Raw genomic sequence first — 16,794 nt, 5'->3', positions numbered from 1 at the left:
CGCCTATAAACTTTTAATAGTAAGGTTTTAGGCTGGATGCCTCGATGGATGGTGCTCATCTGGCGGATGGTATTGCAGTTGCGATCGCACTCAACTCAACTACACTAATTCTCCTAGATGAACAGTGAGATCTTGTAGCCTGGCATAAGTTAGGGGCTAGACAGTTTGCAAAACAACTACAAAAAAGACCTTACCCCGACCTGAGGTTGTTTGACACCGACTCTCACCCTGGGCCAAACATGGAGTGTTGATAAAATCCTGGCTAAAGCATCAAAGTCATCAGGGCTTGGATACATTCGATCTCTTTAGAGAGGCAATATAGTATGTCTTGAGAACTGTGTCTGGACTTTAGTAGATATATAGATAAAAATCAATCATTACTTTATTGGAGATATAGATAAATCTATTTATAATGAAATTACTTGCACCAACCAAAACACATCTCTTACGTGAAGCGCACTTATATAAATAAGTGCGCTGTTTTCTGTCTAGGCAAGGGCTAGCTCAACAATGCTTGTCATCCTCGTAACAGAACATGACATTCGACTTCTCAAGCTCAGGGATTGCTGGTAGTTTGGCGTTCAAGGTTCTTTATGTCTTTGGAATGCCCTGAAGGTAGGTATTCCTTTTGTGTATACAGTTTGTTATTCACCTGCACTTCCTGAAGTGTTGTATTCAGCTTCAAAATACGGATTGACATTATTTATCGTTATGAAACTAGGCACCCCCAGCCCCTCCCCAAACCCCCATTCTCTTCATCAAGATTCCACTCCACGTCCCTCTAGGAGAATGCAAATACTCGGTCAGTCGGCAACCATTGCTACCCTAACAGCTCTATTCACCGTCTTGGGAGTACAGTTTGCTGCCGCCGAATCAGTCTTAGAAAAAGTGCAACGTACAGGTACGTTAACTGCCGGTACTAGCCAAGAAGCACAGCCCTTTGCATTTGCGGATGATCAAGGGCAATTGCAAGGCTACTCGATTGATATGCTGAAGCTAATCCAAACTCAGTTAGCCAAGGAGTTAGGACGAGAGGTTCAGCTCCAGCTGATGCCCATTAACCCTGAAGACCGGATTCCCAAACTGGTTCAAGGTGAAGTGGATATTGTTTGTGATGCGAGTAGTTATACCTGGGAACGAGATAAGCAAATTGATTTCTCTGTGAGTTACAGTCTGACAGGCACTCGCTTGCTAGTGAAGCAGCAAAATGCGGCGTGGGAAACGGCTGACCTGGCAAACAAGAAAATTGCGGCTCTGGCCGCGACCACCAATGAAACAGCCATCCGTCGGGCTCAGCCCCAAGCCCAAGTCGTGATCGTTAAAACTCATGCAGAAGGATATAAGGCCCTTCAGCAAGGGCAGGTAGATGCGTTCGCCGCCGATGGAATTCTACTGGATGCCTGGCTGCAAACGGCTAAAGATCCCAACAAGTTCGATGTTATTGGGTATTTTTCTAAAGAAGGAATTGCCTGCATGGTGCCTGAAAATAACTCTCAGTTTGCGGATCAGGTCAACTATTCCTTAGTACGCTTTATGCAAGGGTATCTGCAAGGTAAAGAGTTCTATGTGTCGATCTTCGATCGTTGGTTTGGAGACCAAGCAAAGGTCCCTCTGACCCAGGATTTACGGGGCTTAGTCCTCGAAGCGATGCAGCTCGTGGTTGATTTTAAGGAAGAGATTCCCGAAAGCGATCTGTAACGCTTGCCATTAGAGAGAAGAGGTGAACTAACCGACTTTTTCGTTTAGAGGGCAATGGCAGTCTTCTTGCTCCAGCCATTGTTGTCCGACTTGGTAGAGGGCTGCCAAGACGGGCTGAATTTGTTGCCCCTTTTCGGTGATGGAATATTCCACATGCAACGGGACCTCTGCAAATACCTGCCGTTCGACGAGGCCATGATCCTCTAAATCTCGCAGCCGCACCATCAGAGTTTTGGTACTGATGCCAGGTAGGGCTGACTGGAGCTGATGGGTGCGTTGGGGACTGCTAAAGAGTTCTCGCAGAATGGGGATAGACCACTTGCCGCCAATTCTATCCAGGGTATATTCAATCGGACAGGAGGAGCTGAGACAGTTTTGTGTGTCGTCCATCATTCACCCCAGGATGGGTACACTTCCATCCTGACGTTTCTAGAGGGTACGTCAAGGAATAGGGAGCTGATTATCCAAAATTTAAGAATTTGTTCAGAAGTACATCAAGGGTAGATCTGGCCCTAGCTTTTTACTTTTGGTAACTAAGGGGGCCTTGTGGTAACTATCTTGCCGCTTTCAGAGGGATCAGGCAGGATGCAATCAGTAGCTAGAGGGAACGTTTGTCCATGATTCGACTACTGGTTGGTGTTCTGGTCTTTGTCTTAAAAACGGTCTATCGAGATCGCTCCATTCCGCGTTTTTATGTCCTAGAAACGGTGGCTCGAATTCCCTATTTTTCCTATCTCTCTGTGCTCCACTTTTATGAGACCTTGGGGGTTTGGCGACGGGCCGATTGGCTGAAAGTACACTTTGCTGAGTCCTGGAATGAACTCCATCATCTGCTGATTATGGAAGCGTTGGGTGGAGATAAAAAATGGATGGATCGGTTTCTTGCTCGCCATGTGGCGCTACTGTACTACTGGATTGTTGTGGTGCTTTATTTGGTGTCACCCCGTTCGGCCTACCATTTTATGGAGTTAGTCGAACAGGAAGCCTATCAGACTTACAATTCCTTTCTCCATGATCATGCCGAGGAACTCAAAGTCCAACCTGCACCTCAGATAGCGGTTAGCTATTATCGCGATGGCGATCTCTATATGTTTGATGAGTTTCAATCGGCTCGTGTCCCTGAGGAACGTCGTCCTGCCGTGGATAACCTATATGACGTGTTTATCAATATTCGCGATGATGAAATGGAGCATGTGAAAACAATGGTGGCTTGCCAGTCTGTGGAAGCACAGGGTAACCTCAGCCCCCATAACCCTGCCCTGATCTCTGAATCTTAACGCCCTGATTTCTATTGCTGCAATCTCCTTTGAATGAACAGCTCTGGGCGACTCACCCTAGTCGCCCTTCCCTACTTTCAGAGAGGCGTTCTCAAAGCGGTTGATTGGAGATTTAGGCAAGGAATGATGGGTGCGATCGCAACTATAGATACCCTTATAACGGTACTGAACATGATAGAGACAACCCAGAAAATAGATCCCTTACTATCCCTGATTGCAGTGCCACCCGGTTATTTGAACGTTATGGGATATTGGGATGCATCAGAAGAAAATGGTCCAGGATGTCGGGCGGTAGTGTGGTTGCAAGGATGTCATCGTGGTTGTTCTAATTGTGAAAATCCTCAATCTTGGTCATTTGAAATTAATGAGTTGATATCGATTGATCGCATGTTTCACATCATTGTTCGCAATCCCAAGAATGAGGGGGTGACCTTTGTCGGAGGAGAACCCTTTTGGCAAGCTCCAGCTCTCGCTTTACTGGCAGAGCGTTTGAAATCAGAAGGTTTAAATACGATGGCCTACACAGGATTTACCCTAGAGCGATTGTTGGCACCCTACGCTCCAGCAGGTTCGCAAGCATTGTTGGAGCAACTAGACCTAGTGGTAGATTTTTCCTTATATAAAGCCCATTTGGAGTGTTTCTTATAGTGCTGGGCCAAAAAATTCTTGATGCCCGTAGTTTGATCAATGGATGGAACCCAATGACACCGCCATCAGGTCATCAAAATTAGAGTAAAGCTCAACCACTAGGTTTGAGTGCTTCTTGAACAAATGGTAGTTCCGTCTGTTGGATGCCAACATCGAGATACCTGCTGATTAAACTTATGTTTGCTGGTCGTTTCCTTCTAGGGTGTTACGCAATGTGGCGATAATCTCACCTGCAATCTCTATGTCATGCCGGGGATTTTCTCTCATACAAACCATGCCTGATCGCAATCTCTGTAGATGTTCCAGTATCTGCTCAGCTGAGTAACCCTGAAAAACCAGCGACACGATGTGGGGAGCGTAGCTGTCGTACTCGTCTGCTGGAGCAAATTCACCGGGTGCAAGATCCATCGGATCCCAACGTTTTAAGATCGTCTGCACGGCTTGAATACGTAACCTTGCCTCCTTAGTCCGCGATTTGTGGTTATTGCTCATACCATCACCGTATGCTGGGTCAAATTTTCAGGATAGTCGGACCGAGAATTGATGCGAACAAGAGAATCAAGTCAGAATAGCCTGCTTGGCCCATCCATGGGTTATTTGGCGAAAGGTTTTACATGTTGAATCCAAAAGCAAAACTCGCGATCACCCGATGTTTCAATCTCGGACTCCATTCGCGTTCGTAAGTCTTGGCCCATTTCTGACCAAGGTTCAATCAATACCATGCCATGGGCAGTGTGCGCGTTTCCTACAACAATATCACCACTGCTGTGGAGTGCTGTAACAGAGTCAAGGACGGAGTTGAGCCAGTTAGATTTCGTGCGGTCTGGCTTTAGTATGCGTGCAATTTGGAGTATCCATGCAAAGTGCAAAATATCATCTTCCAATTGCGCCTTGATTTCGGAAACAAGTTGTTGATCAACGGCCATCTGTAATCTCCGAACTCAATAGACGAATCTATGTTGCAAGGGTTCGAGAGAAACTTAACGCCCCTACAAACATCATGAAGTCCTGAGCATTCTGTGCAAGTCGCAGTGAGGAATAGTGTATCCGAACGCTGGCAATATAAACTTAGCAATCAGAAGTGCTCGCTGCATTCGTCCAGTACTGGAATGTTTCACCTCCAATCTGGTCGCTATTTTCTCGATAAATCTGACTCAAACACTTATACAAGGCTCGGGCCTCTTCTTCTAATCCGAATGCTATTAAACACTTAAGTATTCGGGTAATACGAAGGTAATTATGGTCAAGCATGTTGACCCATTCCTGCTTGCGCTGCGGGTAGTGTGCAGATTTACTGATGGTTATCTGTACTCTCTGATCACTTGCAATAGCTAAACCGTAGAAATTCAGCATCACTGAGAATGACTGAGACAAGTGTTGCTGTAGTCTTGGGTCTTCTCGAAATGCTCGGATAACGTCTTGATCAACTACTGGTGCGTTTGGATTAAAGTGGCTTTGTTCGGTGAGGGGGAATAACCATTGAACGTAATCATGGGTACACTCTAGCTTTTCAAAATCCCATGCCCATATTTCTTGTATTTTCCGTCCTTCAGAATCAGGTCTTTCACCCAAATAAAATGGCACAATCATAGCTGTGAGATTTTCTTGGGAGTACATCTTCAAAGACATCTTTGTACGTCATACATCTCAAGATAGCACCGCCTAACGGTTACGATGATTGGGCCAGAGCGTCCGTTCACTGCGGATCATGCGGTTGGCGGTTTCGCATTTATCATTGTGTACCGTCGTAAGTTTCTGAAAGTAAGGAATGTCAGTTCAGGCGGCTCATGCTCGATCAACATGGCCTAGTCAGTTTCTGCGAAAAAGAGAACCTACAGGTTTGCGACCGAGTTAATCATCACTCTCCCACCAGAACCTGTCCGTTGTCTTGTGGCAATAACGTTTCAGGCCTATTCATTGTGTCAAGTTTCAACTCGTCAAGTCATTGATCAGACTCTGCAAGTCTGGTTTAACCTTGGCGGGGGAGGTTCTGTGTAACCGGAGCTGTTTGCAGTGATTGAATTGCAGAAATGATCCTAATTCCTTACGTAGAGCAAGGAACAACCCCTCAGTTTTTAAGACGGTGGGTTCCAGTGCGAGATGATGAATATGCAGCAGTGATTCAGTCCTCTCGGTCTTGCAGTCCATTCGCGCGACCAGCTTCCCCTCCCACAAAATGGGGAGAGAGAAGTAGCCGTATCGGCGTTTGGCCTCAGGAACATAGCACTCAATTAAATAATCAAAACCAAATAGCGCCTTGATGCGTTTGCGCTGAATAACAAGATTGTCAAATGGTGAGAGTATTTTTAGTTTGCTGCGAGCCAAAGGTTTGCTGAGCAGCTCCAGTGCGATTGGCAATGCATAGTAGAGCCTACTAGTGACACGAATCTGCAATAGCTCGCCGGTAGAAACCATGTCCTCCAATGTCTGATCAACAAGTGGCTTGATGCCTTTCAACAAATAGGCAATTTCGACAGATTGCCCTAATCCGTTGGCACGCAAATATCGCGTAATCAGAAATCGAGCGTATTCTTCTGGAGTCGGCAGGATGGTATTGGTCCCTTCTGGCAATACCCGCTCGGTGAGATCATAAACCTTGTGAAAATTGATCCGGTACGGCACCATAAGATCCCCCTGCATAAACAGATATTCCAAGGCGCGTTTAGCCGGTTTGGTTTTCCATGGATCGATCCTTTTCCCAGTATGTTCAAAATCTTTCGCCATTAACGGGCCTTCGGTGGCAATACGCTTGAGCACCCATTTCAACATCTGCTCATCGCGCTTATACCAGTGGCTCTGGTCACCTCTTGCGAGGGCATGTTTACGAGGCAGACTGAATTGGTAGTCACGAAGAGGCAGGTAGGCAGCCGCGTGAGACCAGTATTCAAAAATCTGTTTGTCGGCAAGTAGTTGATCGAGCTGGGAAGCCTCATAACGAGGATTGCGATTCCACAGAGTATGGTGATGGGCGCGCTGAATAACAGAGATGGTGTCAATCTGGATATAGCCAAGGTGCTCAATCGCCGATAGCGTCGCTTCAATTGCACGACCGGATTGGTTCCTCGGCGGTAACCGCTGTGATAACAGGACCAGTTTTCTAGCTTGTTGAATGGAGAGCCGAAATGATTCCACTGTTCACTCTAAAAAGCTGAGAAAGTTGCGATCGCATCTCCTAACTTCTGTTTCACCTCATCTACAGGAATGGCTCCTAACTCCCCCGATGCCCGTGTCCGAATATTGAGGCTATTGGCTTCTACTTCCTTATCCCCAATCACCGACATCACTGGAATCTTGGCTTTCTCCGCATTGCGGATTTTTTTGCCTAGGCGATCGCCACTTTTATCCACAGCAATTCGAATTCCTTGGGTCTGTAAGTCTGCTGCAACTGTCTCGGCAAAGGGCATGTGATCATCATTGACGGTCAAGAGTCGCACCTGCTCAGGCGCTAACCATAGCGGAAAGACGCCTGCATATTCCTCAATCAAAATGCCAATCAGGCGTTCGAGGGATCCAAAGGGAGCCCGGTGAATCATAATTGGGCGCTGGCGGTTGCCATCTTCACCCATAAACTCCAGGTCAAAGCGTTCGGGCAGGTTATAGTCCACCTGAACCGTTCCTAACTGCCATTCTCGATCGAGGACATCTTGGAAAATGAAATCCAACTTAGGGCCATAGAACGCGGCTTCGCCAATGCCTTCAAAATGCTCCATTCCCAGGGTTTCTACCGCTCGACGAATGGCATTCTGGGCTTTGTCCCAGGCTTCATCAGAACCAATATATTTGTCTGAATCTGGATCGCGGAAGCTCAGACGGGCTTTGAAGTTCTTGAGCTGTAGCTTTTCAAAGACAGACAGAATTAAATCCACCACCTTCAGAAACTCATCATCGAGCTGATCCGGGGTCACAAAGAGGTGAGAGTCATCGACGGTAAAACCGCGCACTCGGGTTAATCCACCTAATTCTCCGGATTGCTCATACCGATATACCGTGCCGAATTCGGCCAGTCGCATGGGTAAGTCGCGGTAAGAGCGCAACTCACTCTTATAGATCTGAATATGAAACGGACAGTTCATGGGCTTCATGACAAAGCCTTGTTCGGAGTTTCGATCTTCATCGTTCTCGCTCATCAGCGGGAACATGTCTTCCTGGTATTTTTGCCAGTGACCTGATGTCTTAAATAGATCAACCCGAGCAATGTGGGGCGTGGTCACTCCCAGATATCCCCGCTTGACCTGTTCCTGTTTGAGGAAGTCTTCGAGTTGCGATCGCAACAAGGTTCCCTTAGGCGTCCATAGTGGCAATCCTGGTCCCACCAGATCAGAAAAGATAAATAATCCCAGCTCTTTTCCTAGCTTGCGGTGGTCACGTCGAAGTGCTTCTTCCTTCCGCCGTTTATGTTCTGCCAGTTGTTCAGGGTTCTCCCAAGCAGTGCCATAAATGCGCTGCAATTGGGCCTTAGTTTCATCCCCACGCCAGTAGGCACCCGCGACACTTTCTAGGGCAATCGCTTTGGGATTCAAATCGCCAGTGGACTCCACATGGGGACCCGCACATAAATCCCACCACTGATCGCCCAAATGATAGAGGGTGATTGGATCTTTTAGATCTTCCAGGATTTCCAGCTTATAAGGTTCTTGCTGTGCTTCGATTCTTTGCTTTGCCTCTTCCCGACTCACCTCCTCCCGTTCTACAGGCAGCTTCTTCTTGATGATTTTGACCATCTCTTTCTTGATGGCCTTCAAGTCTTTATCTGTAAAAGGATTCGGGCTGTCAAAGTCGTAATAGAACCCCGACTCAATCCATGGACCAATCGTGACTTGGGTGCCAGGAAACAGCTTCTGAACGGCCATCGCCATCACATGGGACGTGGTGTGACGGATTTTCTTGAGTTGTTCTGATTCACTTGTCTTGGGCAAATGAATCTTTTCAGGCTGTTGTTCAGGTTGCTGTTCAGCGGACATTGCGGATCTATTGTCTCAGCTAATTTTACGGACTTGTCCCATCTTATCGAAACCTTTGAAGGAATCACCTATAAAGTTGGATACGGCCTCAAACCTCACCGAGCAATTCTGCCTTTTGGCCAATTGGCTTATTTGTCCCGTGCTTCAACTACGAAGTCCCTGGCTAAGCCTCAAAATAGCAAAAAGTAACTAAATTTAATGATCACTCCTATTGACAACTCTTGCTTAGCAATATGGAACGAACCGTATCAGCCAATCCCCAGCGATTTTTTCTTTTAAGGCCAACCCCAGTCTTTAGAAAGGGTTCTATGTTCTGTTGTTCAAATTAGCAATGCTGATATGAATGGCTGGATTGCGACATTCCTAGCAAGCCGATCATGGATAACTCGCCTAGGTTTACGCCAATCTGAAGGGGGGAACAGGCACTAGTAATAGTGTTAAACAGCATTGGTACCTCATCTCTTGCCATTGATGTCGGACTGCCGATCAACTGTGCTTATCTATAAAGCTTTTGAAAGCTGGCATGTTAAAAGATTTTTTGTTTATTGTTCTTGTTTTTATAGATTAAATATGTATATCTAATTAAGATTCTAATTTTAAGATTTTTAGACTTTATTATTTGTATATATTGCCTATGAATTCATTTGATTCTATTTTTTGCGATTTAAGGATAATTTATCCTTACTCAACCACTGCAAACTAGTCAATAATGCTTACAGGTGCTGAAACTCAAGGGAGAGTCTAGAGAATGAAATTAGCCTACTGGATGTACGCTGGTCCAGCTCATATTGGTACGTTGAGAGTTGCCAGTTCGTTCAAAAATGTTCATGGCATTATGCATGCTCCCTTGGGGGATGACTATTTCAACGTGATGCGCTCCATGCTAGAGCGAGAGCGGAATTTCACCCCCGTTACTGCCAGTGTCGTCGATCGTCATGTTTTAGCCCGTGGCTCTCAGGAAAAAGTTGTCGATAACATTACTCGGAAGGATGAAGAGGAAAATCCTGATTTGATTGTCCTTACCCCTACCTGTACTTCCAGCATCCTGCAAGAAGATCTGGAGAACTTTGTCGAGCGAGCTGCCCTCAGTACTAAAGGGGATGTTCTGCTGGCTGATGTGAATCACTATCGGGTCAATGAGCTACAGGCTGCAGACCGCACCCTAGACCAAATTGTTCAGTTTTATATCCAGAAAGCCCGTAAAAATGGCGATTTACTGGAAGAGAAAACCGCTAAGCCTTCCGTCAACATCATTGGTATCTCAACCCTAGGTTTTCATAATCAGCATGACTGCACCGAACTGAAGCGGTTAATGGCTGACTTAGGGATTGAAGTCAATGAAGTCATTCCTGAAGGGGCGTCCGTCCATAACCTCAGACGGTTACCTCAGGCCTGGTTTAACCTCGTTCCCTATCGTGAGATTGGACATATGTCCGCTCGCTATCTAGAGGAAGAGTTTGGCATGCCCTTCGTCGATATCACACCCATGGGTGTGGTAGAAACAGCCCGCTGTATCCGTAAGATCCAAGAAATTATCAATGCTCAAGGGGCAGACGTTAACTACGAAGAATTTATTGAGAACCAAACCCTGCATGTTTCTCAAGCAGCCTGGTTTTCTCGCTCCATCGATTGCCAAAACCTAACGGGCAAGAAGGCCGTGGTCTATGGTGACAGCACTCATGCGGCAGCGATGACGAAAATTCTGGCTCGCGAAATGGGCATTCATGTGGTTTGGGCAGGCTGCTACTGCAAATACGATGAAGAATGGTTCCGTAAGGAAGTGAGCGAATATTGCGACGAAGTGCTGATCAATGAAGATCATGGTGCTATCGGCGATGCCATCGCCCGAGTCGAACCCTCTGCTATCTTTGGTACGCAAATGGAGCGCCATGTCGGTAAGCGGCTTAATATTCCTTGTGGTGTGATTGCCGCTCCTATCCATATTCAAGATTTCCCCATCGGCTATAAACCTTTCCTGGGCTACGAAGGGACAAATCAGGTGGCTGATTTGGTTTATAACTCTTTCACCCTAGGCATGGAAGACCACTTGTTAGAAATCTTCGGTGGCCATGACACCAAGGAAGTGATCACGAAGGGCATCTCGGCTGATTCTGACTTGGGTTGGAGTTCTGATGGTCAGGCAGAACTCAACAAAATTCCTGGTTTTGTGCGCGGCAAAGTGAAGCGGAATACCGAGAAATTTGCTCGTGAGCGCGAGATTACTGAGATCACTGCTGAGGTTCTGTATGCCGCGAAAGAAGCGGTGGGTGCATAACCTCAATTCCTTGATTTAAGGTAAAACAATCCAGGCTACCCAAATTTGGGTAGCCTGGATTGTTTTAAAGAAAATAGTATCGGAGGAAATTCAATTTTCTGGGGTGAATAGAATAGCCATCTGCCATTGCTAGGGTTTGATTGCAATAAAAAACCCCCATTTCAAAAAATAAGGGTTTAGAGGTTTGGTTTGGCAATCTATATTATAGTTATCAGATTGCATAACTGCTTTTACGCAGTTTTAAAAACTTTTTTACAATTCTGTTGTTGATTTCTTAGCACGATTGCACCTAGAGCAGGCAATGGGTTAGAGCTCTAGTTCTCAATAGGGGCGTTTTTGCTATCCATCAAGATTAAAGTATTCGTAATGATAGATAACATTGATAAAGCAGCAAATCCAGCAATAGGAATTAGCATGTAATCATATCCCCCAGGTATCGATTTCTTATATTTCTATGATCCCCAAAATAATCGAGAGTGTTCAGGTCAGAAATACTGAACTTTGAAATGGGATATTTTTAGTCTTCCGTATAATTACGCATTTTTCTCTGGCGCAGATCAATAATTCTTTTGTCTTGGGAATACCTTGGGTTGATTAATTATGGAATTTTATTGGCATTTTGAACATAAAAATTTAATAAAGCAGTGCTTGCTTACAGCCCTTGGAACGGTCTTTCTTCTAATTTGCCTAGAGCTGCCTTATGCAGAAGCAGGAGCAACTCCCAATAAGCTAGTTGATGCATTTGACGCTTTGCCCGGAGAAACGAGTGTGTTGGTCCTCAAGGATGACAAGGCCCTGGTCTCGCTGAATGCTGAGAAACCTCTTGCGATCGCATCCACATTCAAACTCCAAGTATTAGCCGAACTTCAGCAACAGATCGAGACAGGGCAACATTCCTGGGACGAAGTCGTTGAATTAAAACCCGAATGGAAAAGTATTCCCAGCGGTATCCTCCAAGACTGGCCTGATCAGGCCCCCTTCACCCTACAAACCCTAGCCAGTCTGATGATTTCGATCAGCGATAATACCGCAGCCGATGTCCTCATCCAAATCGTTGGTCGAGACACCCTCTCTCAGGCATCGCCCCGAAATCGGCCCTTTCTGACAACCCAAGAAGTCTTCACCCTCAAAAGTCCTGAGAATCAGGACTTGCTAGAAACGTATCGCCAAAGCCCCTCTCCCCAAGATTTACTGCCGACTATCCATCAAGCCCCTCTCCCAACCGTTGAGCTAGTCGATAACCAACCCCTCGCTCCAGACATCGAATGGTTTTTCACCACCCAAGAACTCTGCCAATTGATCGAAAAAGTTGCTGATCTACCGCTCACGCAAATCAACACAGGCATTATTAACTCTGATAATTGGCAACAAGTTGCCTTTAAAGGGGGTGCAGAACCAGGCGTCTTGAATCTAACCACAGCCCTCAGAGATGACTCTGGCAAAAATTACTGTGTGTCCGCGACCTGGAATCATCAACAACCTCTGGAAGAGTATCGCTTCTTCAACTTATTCAGCGATACTCTTCAAAGTCTCAACTAGCTGTCTAAGTTCTATGTTGTCGAGTGAATCTTGGACTGCAAAGGTTGATCAAGCAGCGAACTCCTCAAAGTCTATGAGATTTACACCAAGATCATTTGCAACTGATTGCTCAACACTTTTTTTGAAAATTTGAATGGCTGTTTTGAACGCTTGGGTAGACACCAAATCTGGATATTCAGTTTGTTGCCATGCTGAGCCAACAAGCCAACGATCCTCTGAAGCTAACCGAAACTACAAGAGTTCAGTCTCTTCTTCATTCATGGACTCATATTCGAAATCTGATAAATAGGTGGAACTGGCCTCCCAACGCCGAAGCGCATTGACCAGTTCCACAACGCAATAGTGGGGCTCCTGAATAATCTGTACTTTGCCAACGGTGATGCAAAACGTTGCTTCAATATTGATAAGTACTTGCCACCATTCCCTAATGGCTGTTTGGGGTGGATCGATAGAAAAATCGTATGCAGATAGTTCAATCATGCAATTGAAAGCTTCATGATCTAACCCATTTAGGAATCGATATTCTCAGACCATGCTTGGGCGATGAGTCGGTTGAGCATTTCCCATGTATCTTCCTTGGATTGTCCAGTATTGGAACGATGACGCTTCCAGAATTCCTGCCACCAAGTGGGAGGTTCCTGTTTAGATCCGTCATACTCTGTGGGTCGCCCCGTATCGCCTTCGACCACTAAACTGCCGACATAGTCGGCATCGTCATAGACCCGAGCGATTTGTTGGTTAATGTGTTTCATATCTGCCTGAGACACCGCGCCATTGCTGGTGGCTTTATAGAACTGGACTGTGACCCGCACCGGGAAACGAGGATCACGCTCAATCGCCAAATTATCAATTTCAGTAAAGGGACCTTCCACCTCGCCATGGCCAATCACTGCAGCCTCAACATTGCTGCGTTGAGCTTTTGCAGTGGGAGCACTTGCACCCATGGCGCTATCCTCCATTGCTTCAGGTGTAAACATCGGCATCGGCCGTTTTTGTTTGAGAGGTACCTGAATCAGCAGCACCATATTTAAGCCTCGGTCTTCCACATCCTTAGAGCTGCTGGCAGAAGACTGACCACTGCTGACAAAATCACTAGCTCGCTGCCCCGTCAAACTAGCCCGTTCACCATTTTGGTTAAAGAACAACCGTTGTCCCCAAGTCTGACCTGCAGAGAAAGCATCGCGTTTGTTGTCAATCACCGTCATGCTGGTCCCTTCTCGGGTCGCCAGAATGGTGAGGACCGCAGGGTTATCTGCATAGGACTGATAGTTGAACAGAACCGGATTGAATTCAGCTTTGCCTCCCTGGGGAATGGGTAAGAAGCTGGCTTGAGCACTGACCAGCGCATGGGTATCGCGAGGAGCCAATAAGGATTTTTGGCGACCTGTCCAAGAATTGGGCTGATGCAGATATCGTCGTGGGTCTTTCAAAATATCTTTGAGAGCCACTTTGCGTAATTTAGCCCCTTTCTCATTGCCGACCTTGAGGAAAAATCGATCCAGACGGACATCGGCGGTTTTATCAGAAAAGTTGGGATGTCGAATCACAGGCATTAGATGCAGGCGATTGGACCGAGATTTTGGGTCGCGATGTTGGACTTGAATCGTCATATCGCTGATATTGGGACCGACTGAGGAGTTTTTGTAGCGTCCTGTATCTTCCCAAGTGACGTTGAGGATATTTAAGCCAAACCGCTTGGCCAGCTGTTGAGCCTTGCCATTGGAGACCATTTGTACCGTTTGGTCAATCACTCGCTGATAGCCATTGTCAAAAATAGGGCGACGGCGGGGCTGAGGCTCAATGACATTATCTGCAGGAGCAGATTCCGATTTAGGGGCAATGGGATTAAACGATTCTTCCTCGGCAATCAATGTCGGCTTTGTCGCTAGGGCTGAAGATGTCAGCACCATTGACATCGCTAGAGTACTGAAGAGGGTTTGAATGACGGGCAATCGTTTAGACATAGGACTATCTCGACAACAAGGATGGCTTAGATGGATCTCCCGAATAATGGATGAGTTCCAGTTAGAGCTGTTCATCTCGACTCTAGCCCAACTGTCTTTAGGTTTGGCAGGGGTTGCAAATTTGGTAACAGCCTTTTTGTACTGCTCCGAGATATCAAAATTCGTAAGTTTTTAGGCAAAAATAATAGTGAAGGTTGGCCGTAAACTACAGTGATTTCAATATCGATGAATGTGTCTAGCAATAGGCAGGGTGCAAGGAATTCATCGAGGTTGATTGATGTGAAGAAGTGCCACTTATGAATCAGTTCTGGAAGCCTAAATCTTGGCAATGGGGCGTTGCGATGGGCAGTATGCTGTGGGCCACTGCAGGATGTGCGAGTCCCTTAATCAATGCTTCTCCTCAAAACAAACCGCTCAAAATTGCTCAAGTGTCCCGTCAGAAGATTGCTGACCAAGGTGACATTCGGATTGTTTATGTCCAGCCGAATGATGCGAACTTCAATGCTATCTACGAAGCTCTACAAAATTCTCTAGAATTTTCTATACCCCAGGAAAAAGATGGATTGATTGCCCAACTCAATACCAAGTTTGCTTTTTCGAGAGATATCACGGTTAGCTTTCAAGAATGTGGCGAGGCCAATGCTTTTTATGATCCTGAGCAAGTCAAAATCGACATGTGCTACGAGCTGCTCAAACAATATACCGACATTCTGGGTGAAGACAATCAGTCTCCTGAAGCCTACGCAGATGAGGTGATCTACTCTGCACTGTTCACGTTTTTCCATGAACTCGGCCATGCTTTTGTTGACCAATACCAACTTCCCATTACCGGGCTAGAAGAGAATGTGGTGGATGAGTTTGCTGCGGTGATGTTGCTAGAGCTGCAAGATGATGATGCAGTCATTGCCGGAATCGATCAGTTTGATGTAGATGCGGAAGAAGAAGAGCAGCTCCAAGAGCTACCGTTTTGGGCATCCCATGGTTTAGGAGCACAGCGTTATTACACCATTTCCTGCATTATTTATGGCAGTAATCCTGAGAAATTTGCTGATTTCGTCACCAGTGGCGATCTCCCCCAAGAGCGGGCTGACTTATGTCCTGTAGACTATCAGCGCCGTGAGCGAAGCTGGAAATTTCTACTGGCTCCCTACCGAAAATAGGTTGGTTTCACTCAGAATGGATGGGGCTGTTTTTCCTACACTGATCAAGGCGCAGGGTTCATGATATAAAGGCGGGGGCTGGTTTGGAGAACCCATCGTCCTAGAGACGTATTACATCTACGCCAGTCACCAGCTCAACGCAAGCGTGGATTATCATGGCAGACTCCTTGAAACCAACTCCCTTACTAGAGCAACATCAACAGCTCAATGCCCGGATGATGGGCTTTGGGGGCTGGAATATGCCGGTTCAATACGAAGGTATTACAGTGGAGCACCAAAATGTTCGCCAAAAAGTGGGCATGTTTGATATTTCCCATATGGGAAAATTCTTGCTCCAGGGGGATAATTTGCGGCAAAAATTGCAGCCCTTAGTGCCCTCGGACCTCAGCCAGCTTGAACCGGGGCAGGCCAAGTATTCCGTTTTCCTCAATGAGCAAGCTGGCATTATTGACGATCTGATCTTTTATTTTGAAGGGTTCACAGAGTCAGGGGCAGAAACGGGCAAGCTCATTGTCAATGCTTCCACAACGGCCAAAGACAAAGCCTGGTTACTAGAGCATGTCTCTGCTGAGGCGATTGGATTTGAAGATGTTTCCGATTCACTGGTGCTGATTGCGGTTCAAGGACCGGATGCGATCGCAACTCTGCAACGCTTCACTCCCACCGATCTCACGGCCATCCGTAATTACCGCCATCAGTCTGGGACCATCCTGGAACAACCTGCCTGGTTTGCCCGCACGGGGTATACCGGCGAAGACGGTTTTGAAGTCATGGTCGATCCAGAAACCGGGAAGAAACTATGGCAAACCCTCTTGGATGCTGGCGTTTCCCCCTGTGGTTTGGGTGCCCGCGATACCTTACGGTTAGAAGCCGCCATGGCCCTGTATGGCCAAGATATTAATGACACGACCACCCCCTATGAAGCTGGGTTGGGATGGCTGGTTAACGTGGATCAAGGTGAATTTATTGGTCAAGACATCTTGCAGAAGCAGAAAGCCGATGGACCGCCTCGAAAGTTAGTGGCTTTGGAAATGCAGGGTCGCCATATTGCCCGTCATGATTATCCTGTGTTGGTCAATGACCAAGAAGTAGGTATCGTCACGAGCGGCAGTTTTTCCCCCACCTTGGGCAAAGCGATTGCCCTTGCCTATGTTCCGACTGCCTACGCCAAATCCGGTACGGAAGTCTCGGTGTTAATCCGCAAGAAGTCCCAACAGGCAACGGTTGTTAAAAAGCCCTTTTATCGGCGACCTAAAGCGTAAGATTTAAGGC

15 protein-coding genes are annotated in these 16,794 nt (G+C 46.6%); 7 read left to right on the top strand and 8 right to left on the bottom strand.

The window, feature by feature from the left end:
* The first annotated feature begins 789 nt into the window (after positions 1-789).
* On the top strand, positions 790-1,698 hold the full coding sequence (locus I1H34_RS19520; RefSeq protein WP_212662634.1) for an amino acid ABC transporter substrate-binding protein: 909 nt from the start codon (positions 790-792) through the stop codon (positions 1,696-1,698).
* 27 nt (positions 1,699-1,725) lie between these two features.
* Here the strand turns inward: I1H34_RS19520 and I1H34_RS19515 are convergent, their stop codons facing one another.
* Entirely contained in the window at positions 1,726-2,088 is a 363-nt protein-coding gene (locus I1H34_RS19515) for a winged helix-turn-helix transcriptional regulator (protein WP_396124655.1), read from the bottom strand.
* A 227-nt stretch (positions 2,089-2,315) separates the two neighbouring features.
* On the opposite strand from I1H34_RS19515, the gene I1H34_RS19510 reads away from it, so the two are divergent.
* Entirely contained in the window at positions 2,316-2,975 is a 660-nt protein-coding gene (locus tag I1H34_RS19510) for an alternative oxidase (protein ID WP_212662632.1), read from the top strand.
* Positions 2,976-3,008: 33 nt separating this feature from the next.
* On the top strand, positions 3,009-3,623 hold the full coding sequence (locus tag I1H34_RS19505) for a 4Fe-4S single cluster domain-containing protein (RefSeq protein WP_249369406.1): 615 nt from the start codon (positions 3,009-3,011) through the stop codon (positions 3,621-3,623).
* A gap of 174 nt (positions 3,624-3,797) precedes the next feature.
* Here I1H34_RS19505 and I1H34_RS19500 read toward each other — a convergent pair whose 3' ends face one another.
* From I1H34_RS19500 to thrS, 5 genes are all read right to left on the bottom strand, one after another.
* Positions 3,798-4,115 (bottom strand): hypothetical protein, encoded by a 318-nt coding sequence (locus tag I1H34_RS19500; protein ID WP_212662631.1) that lies wholly within the window; start codon positions 4,113-4,115, stop codon positions 3,798-3,800.
* Between the two features lie 101 nt (positions 4,116-4,216).
* A complete protein-coding gene (locus I1H34_RS19495; RefSeq protein WP_212662630.1) occupies positions 4,217-4,549 on the bottom strand; it encodes a hypothetical protein in 333 nt (110 codons plus the stop codon).
* 142 nt (positions 4,550-4,691) lie between these two features.
* On the bottom strand, positions 4,692-5,240 hold the full coding sequence (locus I1H34_RS19490; RefSeq protein WP_212662629.1) for an opioid growth factor receptor-related protein: 549 nt from the start codon (positions 5,238-5,240) through the stop codon (positions 4,692-4,694).
* Between the two features lie 312 nt (positions 5,241-5,552).
* The gene (locus I1H34_RS19485; RefSeq protein ID WP_212662628.1) at positions 5,553-6,755 is read right to left on the bottom strand and encodes a winged helix-turn-helix domain-containing protein; all 1,203 of its coding nucleotides are present in this window, start codon (positions 6,753-6,755) and stop codon (positions 5,553-5,555) included.
* Positions 6,756-6,763: 8 nt separating this feature from the next.
* Positions 6,764-8,584, bottom strand: coding sequence for a threonine--tRNA ligase (thrS, locus tag I1H34_RS19480; protein ID WP_212662627.1), 1,821 nt, complete (start codon positions 8,582-8,584; stop codon positions 6,764-6,766).
* Positions 8,585-9,332: 748 nt separating this feature from the next.
* On the opposite strand from thrS, the gene bchB reads away from it, so the two are divergent.
* On the top strand, positions 9,333-10,859 hold the full coding sequence (gene bchB, locus I1H34_RS19475) for a ferredoxin:protochlorophyllide reductase (ATP-dependent) subunit B (protein ID WP_212662626.1): 1,527 nt from the start codon (positions 9,333-9,335) through the stop codon (positions 10,857-10,859).
* 648 nt (positions 10,860-11,507) lie between these two features.
* Complete coding sequence (locus tag I1H34_RS19470) at positions 11,508-12,398, top strand: serine hydrolase (RefSeq protein WP_249369404.1); 891 nt, start codon at positions 11,508-11,510, stop codon at positions 12,396-12,398.
* Positions 12,399-12,629: 231 nt separating this feature from the next.
* Here I1H34_RS19470 and I1H34_RS19465 read toward each other — a convergent pair whose 3' ends face one another.
* Positions 12,630-12,878, bottom strand: coding sequence for a DUF7878 domain-containing protein (locus I1H34_RS19465; protein WP_212662624.1), 249 nt, complete (start codon positions 12,876-12,878; stop codon positions 12,630-12,632).
* 29 nt (positions 12,879-12,907) lie between these two features.
* Entirely contained in the window at positions 12,908-14,362 is a 1,455-nt protein-coding gene (locus tag I1H34_RS19460) for a hypothetical protein (protein WP_212662623.1), read from the bottom strand.
* A gap of 296 nt (positions 14,363-14,658) precedes the next feature.
* Between I1H34_RS19460 and I1H34_RS19455 the strand changes: the two genes are divergently transcribed.
* Both I1H34_RS19455 and gcvT read left to right on the top strand, forming a co-directional pair.
* On the top strand, positions 14,659-15,522 hold the full coding sequence (locus I1H34_RS19455) for a DUF4344 domain-containing metallopeptidase (protein ID WP_212662622.1): 864 nt from the start codon (positions 14,659-14,661) through the stop codon (positions 15,520-15,522).
* A 155-nt stretch (positions 15,523-15,677) separates the two neighbouring features.
* Positions 15,678-16,784 (top strand): glycine cleavage system aminomethyltransferase GcvT, encoded by a 1,107-nt coding sequence (gene gcvT, locus I1H34_RS19450; RefSeq protein WP_212662621.1) that lies wholly within the window; start codon positions 15,678-15,680, stop codon positions 16,782-16,784.
* Positions 16,785-16,794: the final 10 nt, after the last annotated feature.

The organism is Acaryochloris marina S15 (genome assembly GCF_018336915.1).
Taxonomy (GTDB): Bacteria; Cyanobacteriota; Cyanobacteriia; order Thermosynechococcales; family Thermosynechococcaceae; genus Acaryochloris; species Acaryochloris marina_A.
Note: the sequence above shows the minus strand (reverse complement) of the source record. Positions and strands in the feature narration are given on the sequence as shown.

What these genes read in the sequence shown, in the direction of transcription:
- I1H34_RS19520 (WP_212662634.1), top strand. Translation starts at nt 790, where the DNA reads ATGCAAATACTCGGTCAGTCGGCAACCATTGCTACCCTAACAGCTCTA.
- I1H34_RS19515 (WP_396124655.1), bottom strand. Translation starts at nt 2,088, where the DNA reads ATGGACGACACACAAAACTGTCTCAGCTCCTCCTGTCCGATTGAATAT.
- I1H34_RS19510 (WP_212662632.1), top strand. Translation starts at nt 2,316, where the DNA reads ATGATTCGACTACTGGTTGGTGTTCTGGTCTTTGTCTTAAAAACGGTC.
- I1H34_RS19505 (WP_249369406.1), top strand. Translation starts at nt 3,009, where the DNA reads ATGAACAGCTCTGGGCGACTCACCCTAGTCGCCCTTCCCTACTTTCAG.
- I1H34_RS19500 (WP_212662631.1), bottom strand. Translation starts at nt 4,115, where the DNA reads ATGAGCAATAACCACAAATCGCGGACTAAGGAGGCAAGGTTACGTATT.
- I1H34_RS19495 (WP_212662630.1), bottom strand. Translation starts at nt 4,549, where the DNA reads ATGGCCGTTGATCAACAACTTGTTTCCGAAATCAAGGCGCAATTGGAA.
- I1H34_RS19490 (WP_212662629.1), bottom strand. Translation starts at nt 5,240, where the DNA reads ATGTACTCCCAAGAAAATCTCACAGCTATGATTGTGCCATTTTATTTG.
- thrS (WP_212662627.1), bottom strand. Translation starts at nt 8,584, where the DNA reads ATGTCCGCTGAACAGCAACCTGAACAACAGCCTGAAAAGATTCATTTG.
- bchB (WP_212662626.1), top strand. Translation starts at nt 9,333, where the DNA reads ATGAAATTAGCCTACTGGATGTACGCTGGTCCAGCTCATATTGGTACG.
- I1H34_RS19465 (WP_212662624.1), bottom strand. Translation starts at nt 12,878, where the DNA reads ATGATTGAACTATCTGCATACGATTTTTCTATCGATCCACCCCAAACA.
- I1H34_RS19460 (WP_212662623.1), bottom strand. Translation starts at nt 14,362, where the DNA reads ATGTCTAAACGATTGCCCGTCATTCAAACCCTCTTCAGTACTCTAGCG.
- I1H34_RS19455 (WP_212662622.1), top strand. Translation starts at nt 14,659, where the DNA reads ATGAATCAGTTCTGGAAGCCTAAATCTTGGCAATGGGGCGTTGCGATG.
- gcvT (WP_212662621.1), top strand. Translation starts at nt 15,678, where the DNA reads ATGGCAGACTCCTTGAAACCAACTCCCTTACTAGAGCAACATCAACAG.